Annotated in this window: 11 protein-coding genes; 6 read left to right on the top strand and 5 right to left on the bottom strand. The window is 62.0% G+C overall.

What is annotated here, in order from left to right:
- Nucleotides 1-2 precede the first annotated feature (2 nt).
- The 5 genes from cysN to FHS49_RS13760 form a co-directional block, all read right to left on the bottom strand.
- Nucleotides 3-1,910 carry a sulfate adenylyltransferase subunit CysN gene (gene cysN / locus FHS49_RS13780; RefSeq protein WP_184019496.1) on the bottom strand — a complete coding sequence of 636 codons (1,908 nt, stop codon included), beginning with the start codon at nucleotides 1,908-1,910 and terminating at the stop codon, nucleotides 3-5.
- 109 nt (nucleotides 1,911-2,019) lie between these two features.
- Nucleotides 2,020-2,925 (bottom strand): sulfate adenylyltransferase subunit CysD, encoded by a 906-nt coding sequence (cysD, locus tag FHS49_RS13775; RefSeq protein ID WP_184019494.1) that lies wholly within the window; start codon nucleotides 2,923-2,925, stop codon nucleotides 2,020-2,022.
- A 23-nt stretch (nucleotides 2,926-2,948) separates the two neighbouring features.
- On the bottom strand, nucleotides 2,949-4,193 hold the full coding sequence (locus FHS49_RS13770) for an alkyl sulfatase dimerization domain-containing protein (RefSeq protein WP_184019492.1): 1,245 nt from the start codon (nucleotides 4,191-4,193) through the stop codon (nucleotides 2,949-2,951).
- Entirely contained in the window at nucleotides 4,190-5,206 is a 1,017-nt protein-coding gene (locus FHS49_RS13765; RefSeq protein ID WP_184019490.1) for a zinc-dependent alcohol dehydrogenase, read from the bottom strand. Before FHS49_RS13765 ends, FHS49_RS13770 begins: the two co-directional genes overlap by 4 nt.
- Nucleotides 5,207-5,226: 20 nt before the next feature.
- On the bottom strand, nucleotides 5,227-6,051 hold the full coding sequence (locus tag FHS49_RS13760) for an SDR family NAD(P)-dependent oxidoreductase (RefSeq protein ID WP_184019488.1): 825 nt from the start codon (nucleotides 6,049-6,051) through the stop codon (nucleotides 5,227-5,229).
- Nucleotides 6,052-6,205: 154 nt separating this feature from the next.
- On the opposite strand from FHS49_RS13760, the gene FHS49_RS13755 reads away from it, so the two are divergent.
- The 6 genes from FHS49_RS13755 (at nucleotide 6,206) to FHS49_RS13730 (ending at nucleotide 13,043) form a co-directional block, all read left to right on the top strand.
- Entirely contained in the window at nucleotides 6,206-7,075 is an 870-nt protein-coding gene (locus tag FHS49_RS13755; protein ID WP_184019486.1) for a helix-turn-helix transcriptional regulator, read from the top strand.
- Nucleotides 7,076-7,191: 116 nt separating this feature from the next.
- The gene (locus FHS49_RS13750; protein WP_184019484.1) at nucleotides 7,192-8,343 is read left to right on the top strand and encodes a sulfotransferase family protein; all 1,152 of its coding nucleotides are present in this window, start codon (nucleotides 7,192-7,194) and stop codon (nucleotides 8,341-8,343) included.
- A 3-nt stretch (nucleotides 8,344-8,346) separates the two neighbouring features.
- Nucleotides 8,347-8,814 (top strand): VOC family protein, encoded by a 468-nt coding sequence (locus FHS49_RS13745; RefSeq protein WP_184019482.1) that lies wholly within the window; start codon nucleotides 8,347-8,349, stop codon nucleotides 8,812-8,814.
- A gap of 12 nt (nucleotides 8,815-8,826) precedes the next feature.
- Nucleotides 8,827-9,204 carry a VOC family protein gene (locus FHS49_RS13740; protein ID WP_184019479.1) on the top strand — a complete coding sequence of 126 codons (378 nt, stop codon included), beginning with the start codon at nucleotides 8,827-8,829 and terminating at the stop codon, nucleotides 9,202-9,204.
- Nucleotides 9,205-9,565: 361 nt separating this feature from the next.
- Nucleotides 9,566-12,019 carry a TonB-dependent receptor gene (locus tag FHS49_RS13735; protein ID WP_184019477.1) on the top strand — a complete coding sequence of 818 codons (2,454 nt, stop codon included), beginning with the start codon at nucleotides 9,566-9,568 and terminating at the stop codon, nucleotides 12,017-12,019.
- Nucleotides 12,020-12,356: 337 nt separating this feature from the next.
- Complete coding sequence (locus FHS49_RS13730; protein WP_184019475.1) at nucleotides 12,357-13,043, top strand: TetR/AcrR family transcriptional regulator; 687 nt, start codon at nucleotides 12,357-12,359, stop codon at nucleotides 13,041-13,043.
- Nucleotides 13,044-13,125: the final 82 nt, after the last annotated feature.

The following is a 13,125-nucleotide window of genomic DNA, read 5'->3' as shown; positions in this document are numbered from 1 at the left end:
GCTCATTTGAGGGGCATGATCTTGCGGATGATATGTTCCGCGGCCTCGACCGGGGTCATCTCCACCGTGTTGACGCGGATCTCGGGGTGTTCGGGTGGCTCATAGGGGCTGTCGATCCCCGTGAAATTCTTGAGCGCGCCGGATCGGGCCTTTTTATAAAGACCCTTCACATCGCGGGCTTCGGCGACTTCCAGCGGGGTATCGACGAAAATCTCGATAAACTCGCCCTCGGGCAACAGGCTCCGCACCAATTCGCGTTCGGCCCGAAAGGGGGAGATGAACGCGGTGAGCACGATCAGGCCGGCATCCGCCATCAATTTGGCCATCTCGCCGACCCTGCGGATATTTTCGATCCGGTCCGCCTCGGTGAACCCCAGATCCTTGTTCAGGCCATGACGCACATTGTCACCATCGAGCAGGAAGGTGTGGCGGTTCATCAGGTTGAGGCTCTTTTCCACCTCATTGGCGATGGTCGATTTGCCCGAACCCGAAAGCCCGGTGAACCACAGGACGCGCGGGGTCTGGTTCTTGAGCCGCGCATGTTCCTCGCGGCCGATGTCGGTGGCCTGCCAGTGCACATTCTGCGCGCGGCGGAGCGAGAAGTTCAACATGCCCGCGGCGACCGTGCGGTTGGTGATCTTGTCGATCAGGATCAGCCCGCCCAGCGTGTGATTGTCGGCATAGGGTTCGAACACGATGGGCTTGTCCGTGGCGATCTCCGCCACGCCGATGGCGTTCAACTCGAGCGTCTTGGCGGCCAGATGCTCCATCGTATTGACGTTGACGGTATATTTGGGTGCCTGGACCGTGGCCGAGACCATCTGCGTGCCCAGTTTCAGCCAATAGGAGCGGCCGACGTGCATCGCATCGTCATCCATCCAGACGATGGTGGCTTCGAACTGATCGGCCACCTGCGGCGGATTTTCGGCGATGGCGATGACATCGCCGCGCGAGCAATCCACTTCGTCGGCAAAGCAGAGGGTGACCGACTGGCCGGCGATCGCTGCGTCCAGTTCGCCGTCCATGGTGACGATCTTGCTGACGGTCGATGTCTTGCCCGAGGGCAGCACGCGCACGGCGTCGCCCGGCTTGATGGTGCCGCTGGCAATCAGGCCGGAGAAACCGCGGAAGTCGAGATTGGGGCGGTTGACCCATTGGACGGGCATCCGGAACGGCTTGGCCTGATCGGCGGTGACATCCACCTCGACCGTCTCGAGATGCGCCATGAGCGTGGGGCCGCTATACCAGGGCGTGTTGGCGCTGGGCGCGGTGATATTGTCGCCCTTGAAGCCCGAGATCGGCAGGGGCGTGAAGGCGGTGATCCCGATGCCTTCGGCGAAAGCGGTATAATCGGCGACGATCTGGTCGAACACGGACTGGCTGTAATCGACCAGATCCATCTTGTTGACCGCGAGCACGATGTTCCTGATGCCGATCAGGTGCGCGAGATAGGAGTGGCGCCGGGTCTGGGTGAGGATGCCCTTGCGCGCGTCGATCAATATCACCGCGAGATCGGCGGTGGAGGCACCCGTCACCATATTGCGGGTATATTGCTCATGCCCCGGCGTGTCGGCGACGATGAACTTGCGATTCTCGGTCGAGAAGAAGCGGTAGGCGACATCGATCGTGATGCCCTGTTCGCGCTCTGCGGCGAGACCATCGACCAGCAGCGCGAAATCGATCTCCTGGCCCTGGGTGCCGACGCGCTTGCTGTCCGCCTCGAGCGCGGCAAGCTGATCTTCGAAGATCATCTTGCTGTCATAGAGCAGCCGCCCGATCAGCGTGGACTTGCCATCGTCGACCGAGCCGCAGGTGATGAAGCGCAACAGGCTCTTGTGCTGATGCTGGATGAGATAGGCATCGATATCCTCGGCGATCAGGGCGTCGGTCTTGTAAATCGGATCGGTCATATCAAACCCCGTTTGTCCCGAGCGAAGTCGAGGGACGTTGGAGAAACGACAAGCGTGTCTCGACTGCGCTCGACACAAACGGAGTGGGGGCATGATTGGTGGACACCCATCAGAAATATCCCTCCTGCTTCTTCTTCTCCATGCCCGCGCCGCCCGCATCCTTGTCGATCGCGCGGCCCTGGCGTTCCGACGTGGTGGTGAGCAGCATCTCCTGGATCACTTGCGGAAGGGTGGCGGCGGTGCTTTCCACCGCGCCGGTCAGCGGATAGCAGCCGAGCGTGCGGAAGCGGATCGAGCGCTCCACCGGCACTTCGCCCGGAGCGAGCGGAAAGCGGTCGTCATCGACCATCAGCAGCATTCCGTCGCGCTCCACCGTAGGGCGTGGCGCGCTGAAATAGAGCGGGACGATCGGAATGTCGTTCAGATGGATATATTGCCAGATATCGAGCTCGGTCCAGTTGGAGATCGGGAAGATGCGGATGCTTTCGCCTTTGGCCTTTTTGGCATTGTAGAGATGCCACAGTTCGGGCCGCTGGTTCTTGGGATCCCAGCCGTGCGACGCGGTGCGGAAGGAGAAGATGCGCTCCTTGGCGCGGCTCTTTTCCTCGTCGCGCCGCGCGCCGCCAAAGGCTGCATCGAAGCCATAGAGATCCAGCGCCTGCTTCAGGCCCTCGGTCTTCCACATGTCGGTGTGCAGCGCGCCATGATCGAACGGATTGATCCCGCGCGCCTCGGCATCCGGATTCTTGTAGACCAGCAACTCCATCCCGCTCTCGCGCGCCATCCGGTCCCGCAGATCGTACATCGCGCGGAATTTCCAGGTGGTGTCCACATGGAGCAAGGGAAAGGGCGGCGGCGAGGGATAAAAGGCCTTGCGCGCCAGATGCAGCATCACCGCCGAATCCTTGCCCACCGAATACAGCATCACAGGCCGATCCGCCTCCGCCACAACCTCCCGCAAAATATGAATGCTCTCCGCCTCTAGGCGCTCAAGATGGGTGAGTATGCGTGCCATATTCGTTTAATTCCCTGATTGGATCAGCGCGCCGCAAGCCGTTTTTCGGCGTCGGCGATTTCGGCTTTGAGCCACATGGTTTCAGACAGATTGGTGCCACCGCTTTGTGCGAGGAGATGCTCATGCGCGGCCTTCTTCACGGTGAGTGCGCCCGCGTTCGCGGCTTCGGCATCGAGCGCGATATCGATCAGATGGATCGCCTCGAGCGGCCTGCTATTGTCCATATGCAGGCGCGCGCGCGCCACAAGCGCATCGGCACCACCGGCCAGTTCCGCCAGATCTTTATGCACGGCCCGGCGCGGCACGCCATAGAGCGCGGTGGTGCCATCCTCATAATGCACCCAACCGGCATTCTCCTCCCAGATGGCGCGCACCACCCAGGATGTCTTGCCGTGAAATTCGCCGATGCGGAGCGCTTCGGGCAAGGTGATCTCGCGCATCAGATCATGCACGGTCTTGCCCGCATTCATCCCCCTGATCGTCTCGCTTTCGAGATAGGAGACGGCGGCGTGCATAGCGTCCAAATCGGCCCGGATCCGGTCCGCGCCGCGGATGGGTTCGCCATGGCCGGTGATCAGCAATTCGGGCGCGAGCGCACGCACCTGCTCGACCGAGCGGAGATAGGCGCGGACGAGCCGGGGCTTGTCACCGCGCATGGTCACGAGATTGGGCATGGCGCGCCATACGGGGCCGAAGAGATTGCCGGTGAAGACGGTGCGCTCATCGGGCATCCAGACGAAGATCGCGCACAGCGCTTCGCCGCCCGGCGTCTTGACCACCTCGAAGCGCCGTTTGCCCTGTTCGAAGGCGTGGACACCGGAAACCATCAAATCCGGCACGATCACCGGGGGTGTGGGCGGTGGTCCGTCTCGCCGGGTCATCGAAGCCCAGAGCTTGCCCGAGCGCCGGCCGAGGAAGGACGCGAGGCGATCGAAATAATCGGCGGTCTCCGTAAAGCCTTCGCCTGTAATGATCTGGGTTTCCGGCTCCTTCAGATCGGGCAGTGCGCCAAAGTGATCGGCATGGGCCTGGGTGACGATGATCCGCCGGAGCGGCCCGGTGCGGTGCGGTGCGAACAGTCCCTTGTTGCGTTCGCCATTGCCCAGAAAGCCGGTGTTGATCAGAAGATCGCCATCGCTGGTGGTGACGAGATAGGCGTTGGAGATATCCTTCACCATGAAGATGCTGTCGGTGATCGCGACCGCGTCGGTCTGGCCCTGGCCGGCCATCACCAGCGCGCCGAGCGGCGTCTGCTTGTCGTCGCTCATGCGGTCACCGCGTCGAAATTGATCATCACCTTGGCCGATCCGGGCGTGGCGGCGATGGCCAAGCCTTCGATGACGCGATCGAACGGCAATCTGTGACTGATCAGCGCCGCGATCTTGTCCTTGAGGCGCGGCATCGCGGCGATCACCTCGGGCATTTCGGTCGGATAGCCGACCGCGGTGGTGATCGTCATTTCGGTGGTCAGCATCGGCCCGGCCGGAAGCGCGATCGGCTTCATATAGGCGGCGGTGATCACATGGCGCGCATGGGTCTTGGCGAGCGCGACCACATCGGAGAGGATCGAGGGCGCGCCCGCGGCGTCGATATAGGCGTCGGTGCCGGCCTTTTCGCGGCCGAACACCATTTCCCGGCCATGGATGTCCTTGATCCGGGCGGCGACGTCTTCGTGAGCCGGATTGATCGTGAGCGCGCCCAGTGCGCGGGCGCGGTCCTGCCGTTCTTCCGCCAGATCGAGCGCGATCACATCCCTGCAGCCGCGATCGACCGCCCAGAGCACCATGCCGAGCCCGATCGGGCCGCAACCGAAGATCACGATCCTGTCGCCGGCTTTGGCCTCTGCGCGATTGACGCCGTGCAGCGCGACCGCCAGCGGTTCGCACATCGCGGCGACATCGTAGGAAATGCCCTCGGGGATCGGCAGCAGACTGTCATTGATCTTCGCGCCGCGCACCAGAAGCTCTTCGGTGAACGCGCCCTCGGGGCCGCCACTGCCGACATAGCTCGGCGTGTTCATGGGATTGACGATCACCGGCTGGCCGATCGAGACGCCATCGACCTCGCTGCCCACGAACATCACTTCACCGGCACCTTCATGGCCCAGCGCCGTCACGCCATCGGGTGCGCGGTTGATCCCGCCATGCTTGATATAGGTGAGATCGCTGCCGCAGATGCCGACCGATTTCATCCGGATCACGACATCCTTCGCGCCCGCCGCGGGTCGCTCATAGGGATCGAGGCGGACATCATCGACGCCATGGATATTCAAAACGCGCATGGTGCGGGCTCCTGCCAGGATCAGAAGGCGTAGGGCGGATAGATCAGGCTGCCGCCATCGATCACGATGGTGTCGCCGCTATGGTAAGATGAGGCGTCGCTGGTGAGATACGCGCCCATGCCTTCGAAATCCTCCGGTCGGCCCGGGCGGTGGATCGGCGTCTTGGCGGAGAAATGCGCATCCACTTGCGCCAGGCGCACCTTCATCTCTTCGCTCATCTCGATATCGCCCTGGCCGATCCCGGTCTTGATATAGCCCGGCGCGATCGTGTTGGCGCGGATCCCATATTGGCCGAGTTCGGCCGCCATACCGCGGATCACGGCACCCATGCCGCCTTTGGACGCGGCATAATTGTTGATCCCCGCGATGCCGTGGAACATCGACAGGCTGCCGCAATAGACCAGAGACCCGCCGGGTTCGCCCACTTCGGCGCGCTTGACCATGGCTTTCGCGCCCTCACGCAGCGTGAAGAACGCGCCGTGCAGATTGACCGCGAGGAGATCATGCCATTCGGCCGAATCCAGCGTAAGCACAGAGCGCGATTTGGAGGCGCGGCCCGAATTGGCGAACACGCAATCCACGCGGCCGAAATCGGCGAGCAGGTCGGCATAGCCTTGGATGATCGCTTCTTCGGAGACCACATCGACCTGATAGGTCTCCACCCGGCCCGCGCCCGCCGCCAGCAATTCTGCCTTGGCTTCGGCATTCTTGCCTTCATTACGCGCCCAGATGGCGATATCGCCGCCCATCTTGGCGACGCCGCGTGCGAAGCCAAGGCCGATGCCGCCATTGCCGCCGGTGACCAGCGTGACCTTGCCCGTGCAATCGAAAAGACCGTTTGCCATACATCTCCTCCGTCGCGCCGCATGTCTCGCGGTCGCCTTATGGTCTGACTGTCTGCCAGCGCAGGGCGCATCGCAATTGACCACGCTATCGAAGACGGGCCATATTACAGTGATAGGGACAAAGACCGAAATGGCCGGGGGAGGGACAAAGACCATGGAGCCAGAAACCTTCGCCGAGACGGTGTTCGAGGGGGAGTTGTCCGTCCCGCTGGCGACGGCGCGAATCATGCGCTTTCATCTGGACCGGCCGACCAACCGGATTTTCCGCCGCGAGCATCACTATTGGCTGGATCTGTGCTTCACCCCGCGCCCTGAAAAGGCGCGGGGTTGCTATAGCGACCGCTGGGGGCCGCACCGGTTCGAGCGGCTGGGCGAGATCTTTCTGGTGCCGCCGGGCGAGGCGCTGCATGTGCGCAGCGACAAGGGCGGCAATCAGGCATCCATCGTCTGCGAGATTGAGGCCAAGGCGGTGGAGCGCTGGCTGGATGGCGATATCGAATGGACCGATCGGCGGCTGGCGGCGGGGCTGGACATCGCCCATCCGCATATCCGCTCCTGCCTTTTCCGGCTGGCCGAAGAGGTCAACCGGCCCGGACCAGGCAGCATGGTTCTGGTGGAAATGATCGCGGGCCAGTTGGCGATCGAGGTCGCGCGCTATTGCCGGGCCATTGCCGAAGGACCGATCACCGGCGGGCTGGCTTCGTGGCGGTTGCGGCTGATCGACGAGCGGCTGCAGCAATTCGGCCCCGCGCCCTCGCTCGAAGACCTGGCCGCTCTATGCCACATCTCGGTCCGCCAGTTGACGCGGGGGTTCCGATCGAGCCGCGGCTGTTCGATCGGCGATCATGTCACCCAGACGCGGATCGAGATGGCGAAGCGGCAATTGGGATCGGATGAAGGCATCAAATCCATCGCCTTCTCGCTCGGCTTCGCATCCCCCTCCAGCTTCGCCTTTGCTTTCCGCCGGGCGACGGGCGCCACGCCCAGCCAGTTTCGCCAACGCCAGCAGCGGCAGCAAGGCTGACGAGCTTCTGTCCTGATATCGACGATCCGTCCCGATTTCCGCCCTGATGCCGATTGGCGCATGCCGGCACGCTGCCCATGATGACCGCAAAAATGCGACCATCAGGAGAGATTGTCATGAATGCACCGCTGATCGCCGACGCGCTGATCGAACAGGCCATCAAGGCGACCGGGCTTGAGCGGTTCGATTCCGGATCCTGGCGCGAGGGGCTCGATATCCTTCTGGCCGACGCCAACGCGACGGGTCTGTCGGACGGCGGCCATGCGCGCATGGAAGCGAGCGTGGTCGAGCTTTTGTCCAACCGGCTGAAGACCACGGACTATCTCGCCAAGCGCCCCGAACTGCTCGATCGCCCGATCGAACGCCCGGTGTTCGTATTCGGCATTCCCCGGACGGGCACGACATTGCTGAGCAATTTGCTGGCCTGCGATCCCGCGCGGCGATCGCCGCTGACGTGGGAGATTGACGATCCAGTGCCGCCCGCCACTTCGGCGACGCTCAAGACCGATCCGCGCGCCATCGGCCGGCTGGAACAGGAAAAGGCGATGCTCGCCGCGCGCCCGGAGATGGGCAAATATTATCGCAACTCGGCCATCTATCCCAATGAGTGCATCTTTTTCATGGCGCATGATTTCAAGGCGCTGGCGCTGGAATCGCGCGGCAAATTGCCCAATTATCGCGACTGGCTCTTCTCGACCGACACAACCTCGGCCTATGATTATCACAAGCGCTTCCTGCAGCTTCTGCAGGCCGATGCGCCGGGCGTGTGGAATCTGAAGATGCCGAGCCACGCGCTGTGGCTGGACACGATCCGCGCGGTCTATCCCGACGCGCGCTTCATATGGACCCATCGCGATCCCTTTACGGCGATGGGCAGTTTCTGCTCGATCATCAGCCTGGCGCATCTGGGGTTCATGGGCCGGGTCGACACCGCGTGGCTGAAGGAAAATTGCACCTTTCAGGCGGTGGAGCACGCCAACCGTATCATGGATTTCCGAGACAGAGCAGGCGAAGGCAGCATGGCCGATGTGCATTATGCCGCGCTGCTGTCCGATCCGATCGGCACGATGCGCAGCCTTTATGCGGCGCTGGGCGACGATTTCACCCCCGAAGCCGAGGCAGCGATGCAGGCGTGGCTCGATGCGAACCCGCAGGGAAAATTCGGCAAGCACGAATATAAGCTCGATCAATATGGCCTGTCCGTGGATGAGCTGGCGCCCCAGTTCGAGCGCTATCTGTCGCGCTACGATATCGCGCGAGAGGGCTGAGCGATGATCGTCGGACGCCATTATCAAAACGCCTATGTCACGCGCAACGTGGACAAGGCTGTCGCCCAGTTCAGGGCGCGGGCGGACGTCCGCACCCTGATGGAAATCGAGGTTCCGGTGAAGGTCTGGACGCCCAAGGGCGAGGGCACGGGCGTGCAGAAACTGGCGTTCGTGTGGGTCGGCGATCTTAATTACGAGCTGATCGAGCCGAAAGACGGCGATGTCCTGTCCATCTACCGCGACGCGCTGGCGGCGGACGACCGGCTGGTGTTCCATCATGTGTGCCATATGGTCGATGATTGGGACGCATTCATCGCCAGGGTGGAAAGCCAGCCTTTCCCGATCGTGCTCAAGGGCGGGACGCCGGGGATGCTGGAATTCGTCTATCTCGATACGCGCGAATGGCTGGGCCATTATACCGAATATGTCTGGATGGTGCCCGAACGCTGGGCGGCGATGGGCGGACGATAGGGAGTAACGGACATGATCAGCACGGCACGATTCGGCACGCGGGACATCGAGCGCGCAAAAATTTTCTACGATGGGATCGCGCATCTGCTGGGGGCGGTGCGTGCGTTCGACCGCCCCGATCTGGTGGCTTATAAGGCCGGGGACGGCGGGATGTTGCTGATCGGTACGCCCTTTGCGGGCGAGGCGAGCGCCGGCAATGGCAATCAGGTGGGCATGATTGCGCCGAGCCGCGATGTGGTGGACGCGGTTCACGCCAAGGCGCTGGAACTGGGCGGTGCCGACGAAGGCGCGCCGGGCATTCGCGGCGATGATGCCAACGGCTTTTACGGTGCTTATTTTCGCGATCCCGACGGCAATAAATTGGCGGTCTTCCGCTTCGGGCCGCCGTGATCGCGTCCTGCGCCGGCGCGCCCGCGTTCAAAGCAAGCGCGCGTTATCGACAGCCTAGATCGGCGGTGATGAAGCCAGCACTGCCGGACGCGAGATAGACGGCCCGGGGCGATCTCTTCCGGCGTGGCGATCCGCGCAAGTCAACGATCGTTACGGTGTTGTCTCATAGCAACACCTGCCGAGAATTTGGGCGCTCTTGAAGGAACGCGCCAGAATCGCAGTAGCGATATGTGCGCCCTTGGGGCCGCCGCACACTTTGCGACACGGGAATATCGGGCATAACGAAGCCAACAAAACAAAAAAATAAGACGTTGCCAGGCTCGTTGCCTGCGCTGCGATATCTCAGGGGAGGATCATTTCAATGAAGAAGATATCCGTATTCTATATGCTGGGTGCGAGCATGGCCGCGCTCACCGCAATGCCGTCCATGGCGCAAGAGGCCGAGACGCCAGCGGCGCAGACCGACAGTTACGAGCCGCCCGTCATTATCGTGGAAGCCCGTCGCCGTGGTGAAGATGTGCAGGACGTGCCTGCGGTGATCAATGCGGTGACCGCCGAATCGATCAACAACCTCAATTTCCGACAGTTCAATGAAGTGCAGTCGCTCGCGCCGGGTCTCGAGCTTTCGACCAACGCCAATGGCATCGGCGGCAATGCCCGCCTGCGCGGCGTCAATTTCGATGCCAATGCCAGCGGCAACAGCGGCACGGTGGAATTCTATTTCAACGATGCGCCGATCTCGCCGGGCATCATCCTCCAACAAATGTATGATATCGGCCAGATCGAAGTGCAGCGCGGCCCCCAGGGCACGCTGCGCGGGCGCGCTTCGCCATCAGGCTCGATCACCATTGCCACGCGCAAGCCCGATCTGAACGAATTCGGCGGGTTTGTGGATATGACGGGCAACGATATCGGCACGATCAACGTGAAGGGCGCGCTCAACCTGCCCATCATCGAAGGAATCGCCGCCATCCGGGTTTCCGGCCTGTGGGACGAGAATGAAGGCGATCGCGTGCGGCCGATCAATTCGTCATTCGGCGGCGTCGACCCGCATTCGCGCACCAAGAGCGGTCGTATCGTCGCGGCCATCGAGCCGACCGACTGGATCAAGCTGGAGGGCACCTATCAATATATGGACCGTGCCGCCCGCACCTATGATCAGGCGATTTCGTTCAGCGAGGTCAATCCCGGTGCCACGCCCAGCCCGATCCTGATCACGGCGAAGGATCGTCTGTCGATCCAGGAGCAGGCGCGCACCATTTCGCAGCGGTTCGACATCTATAATTGGCGTTCGGAATTTTCGGCTGCTGGCCAGCGCCTGATCTATCAGGGTCAATATTCGCGGCAGGAATTCCATTCGACCGACAATGTGGATCGCGCCAATCTATTCGTGGGCCGGGATGTCAACCAGGTGACGAACACCATCGCCAAGGGCACCACGCACGAGATCCGTCTGCAGAATGACGAGCGGGTTCTGGGCATGTTCGATTATGTCGTGGGCTTTTTCGACAGCAAGCTCAATCCGCCGACGAGCCTGACCTCGCCAACGATCGTGCGCCTCCCGGTCGCCTTTGGTGGCGGGATCGCGCAGGTGGTGCAGACGCCGATTTCGCGCACCGGCACCTCGCACGAGCAATCCTTCTTCGGCAATCTGACGGCGCATATCGGCGAATCGACCGAGCTTTCCGGCGGCGTCCGCCAGATCAGCTACACCTCTGAAAACTTCCTGACCGTAAACGGTGCCACGATCGCTGCAGACCGGCAGGATGCGGACAAGCTGATCTACAGCGCATCGGTGAAGCACAATTTCTCGTCCGATTTCCTGGTCTATGCCGCGACAGGCAGTTCGTTCCGCCCGGGGATCAACGTGGTCGGCGATTTCAACATCGCGCAATCGCCGCTGGAGCAATCGTTCCTCAATCTGCCGCCGGAAACCTCAAAATCCTATGAAGTGGGCTTCAAGAGCACTTTGATGGACGGCAAGATGCGGTTCAACCTCACCGCTTATCATCAGAAGTATAAGAACTTCCCGTTCCGCGTGCCGAACAACGGCGTTTATTATGTGAACACCGTCGCGCTGCGCGATGCGCAGGGCAATGTCACGGGGACCGCGCAACAGGTGAACTCGTTCAATTTCGTCGGCGCGGTGCCGGTGGAGGTGAATGGCGTGGAAGGCGAATTGGCGTTCGATGTGAGCGACAATTGGAATATCGGCCTGGTCGCCAGCTACGCGCTGGGCAAGATCAAGAACGGCGCGATCCCCTGCAATGATCTCAATGGCGACGGCGTGCCCGATGCCGTCGGTGCTGCGCCGACGCTCGCGCAATTGCAGGCCGCTGTTGGCACCAACAATCTGTCGAGCTGCGATGTCACGCAGCGGTCAGCCTTCCTGCCGCCGGTAACGGCAACGCTGCAGAGCGAATACAAGCTGGCGGTGTCCAACAGCGTCGATGGCTTCGTGCGTGGGCTGCTCAACTACAATGGCAAATCCATGGGCGATCCCGGCAACAATTTCGATGATGTCGGTGCCTATTCTCTGCTCAACCTTTATACCGGCATCCGCGATCCGGACGGGGCGTGGGAAGTGTCTCTATTCGCCAAGAACCTGCTGAACACCACCAAGGTGCTATCCCGCACCACGCCCCTGTTCACCGCCTATCAGCAGCTCGGCTTTGCCGGCCAGTTCGATGGCAATGGCAGGCCGGTCTTCACCGGGCCAACGGCAGGGACCACCACCAGCACCTATACGGGGGGAACACTCACGCCGCCGCGCGAATTCGGCCTGAACGTGCGCTTCTTCTTCGGATCGCGCTGATCGTCGGAAAGCACGGACAAGGGAATCGAAATCGGCCGGGCAGCGTCAGCGTTGCCCGGCCGATCTTCGTTCGCACGCCGTAAATCCGGGCACGTCGTTCGCGGGAGCGATGAACGCACCGCTCCGCCGCAGGAAGCGAGAGCTTTTATTGACTCTCGCGGCGCGGCGTTCAGTGATGGTGGCGGATCGAATGGTCGATGTGTGTGACGGGGCAGGATTGGCTCCCGGGCGTCGGTGATGTGGGTTCGTGCCGTCACTTCCGTGACGACCTTTGCAGGTGTTGGCTCATCCAATGCCGGGAAGGCGAGATCGAGAATCAATTGAGGTGCGGCCCATCATGACGGAAATTCGCAAGCGACGCTCGAGAGACCCGGCGGCCACGCGCGAAGCGATCCTTGAGGCGGCGCGCACCCTGCTGGCCAAGGATGGCCCCGAAGGAATCAGCCTTTCCGAAGTCGCGCACCTGGCGGGGGTCAATCGCGGCACCGCCTACCAGCATTTCGAGACGCGCGAGAAGCTGATCGCCGCAACAGCGGATTGGGTGTCGAACAAGATGTTCCGCGCGGTGTTCGGGGATCCCGAGACCGTTGGGGAGCGGCGCATCGAGCAGGTGGATATCGCCGACACCACCAATCGGCTGACCGATTTCGCGATGGACAATCCCGAGCTGTGCCGCATCTGGCTGCTCCAGTTGCTTTCATCCGCCGAACCGACGGGCGATCCGTTCTGGCGCGAATATGAGGGGTCGCTGCAGCGCTTTGCGGAAAGCGATCTGGCGCAGGAGAATGTGGACGCGGAAGTGCTTTCGGTGCTCATGCTGGCCGGCACGTTCCTGTGGCCGATATGGGCGCGATCCCATGCACGCAGCAATGGCGAGCGGCGGAGCCTGGCGCACCGTCTGGCCCAGGAATGCCTGCGCCTGTGCATGTTCGGTTCGATGCGGAGCGAGCGCTTTCCCCAGATTGCGGAGCAGCTTGGCAGGGGCCCGGCCGGTGCCGCCAAAATTGCCGTGGCGGGGCATTAGGTCATGTTTCTGCCACCGCTTCCGTTCTAGACACGCACGATCACCATTTCGATATTTCATCCCATCATCACAAAAAGGATAA

This window comes from Sphingobium boeckii (genome assembly GCF_014199215.1).
GTDB classification, from domain to species: domain Bacteria; phylum Pseudomonadota; class Alphaproteobacteria; order Sphingomonadales; family Sphingomonadaceae; genus Sphingobium_A; species Sphingobium_A boeckii.
This window is presented reverse-complemented; position numbering and strand designations above follow the sequence as displayed.

What these genes read in the sequence shown, in the direction of transcription:
- cysN (WP_184019496.1), bottom strand. Translation starts at nt 1,910, where the DNA reads ATGACCGATCCGATTTACAAGACCGACGCCCTGATCGCCGAGGATATC.
- cysD (WP_184019494.1), bottom strand. Translation starts at nt 2,925, where the DNA reads ATGGCACGCATACTCACCCATCTTGAGCGCCTAGAGGCGGAGAGCATT.
- FHS49_RS13770 (WP_184019492.1), bottom strand. Translation starts at nt 4,193, where the DNA reads ATGAGCGACGACAAGCAGACGCCGCTCGGCGCGCTGGTGATGGCCGGC.
- FHS49_RS13765 (WP_184019490.1), bottom strand. Translation starts at nt 5,206, where the DNA reads ATGCGCGTTTTGAATATCCATGGCGTCGATGATGTCCGCCTCGATCCC.
- FHS49_RS13760 (WP_184019488.1), bottom strand. Translation starts at nt 6,051, where the DNA reads ATGGCAAACGGTCTTTTCGATTGCACGGGCAAGGTCACGCTGGTCACC.
- FHS49_RS13755 (WP_184019486.1), top strand. Translation starts at nt 6,206, where the DNA reads ATGGAGCCAGAAACCTTCGCCGAGACGGTGTTCGAGGGGGAGTTGTCC.
- FHS49_RS13750 (WP_184019484.1), top strand. Translation starts at nt 7,192, where the DNA reads ATGAATGCACCGCTGATCGCCGACGCGCTGATCGAACAGGCCATCAAG.
- FHS49_RS13745 (WP_184019482.1), top strand. Translation starts at nt 8,347, where the DNA reads ATGATCGTCGGACGCCATTATCAAAACGCCTATGTCACGCGCAACGTG.
- FHS49_RS13740 (WP_184019479.1), top strand. Translation starts at nt 8,827, where the DNA reads ATGATCAGCACGGCACGATTCGGCACGCGGGACATCGAGCGCGCAAAA.
- FHS49_RS13735 (WP_184019477.1), top strand. Translation starts at nt 9,566, where the DNA reads ATGAAGAAGATATCCGTATTCTATATGCTGGGTGCGAGCATGGCCGCG.
- FHS49_RS13730 (WP_184019475.1), top strand. Translation starts at nt 12,357, where the DNA reads ATGACGGAAATTCGCAAGCGACGCTCGAGAGACCCGGCGGCCACGCGC.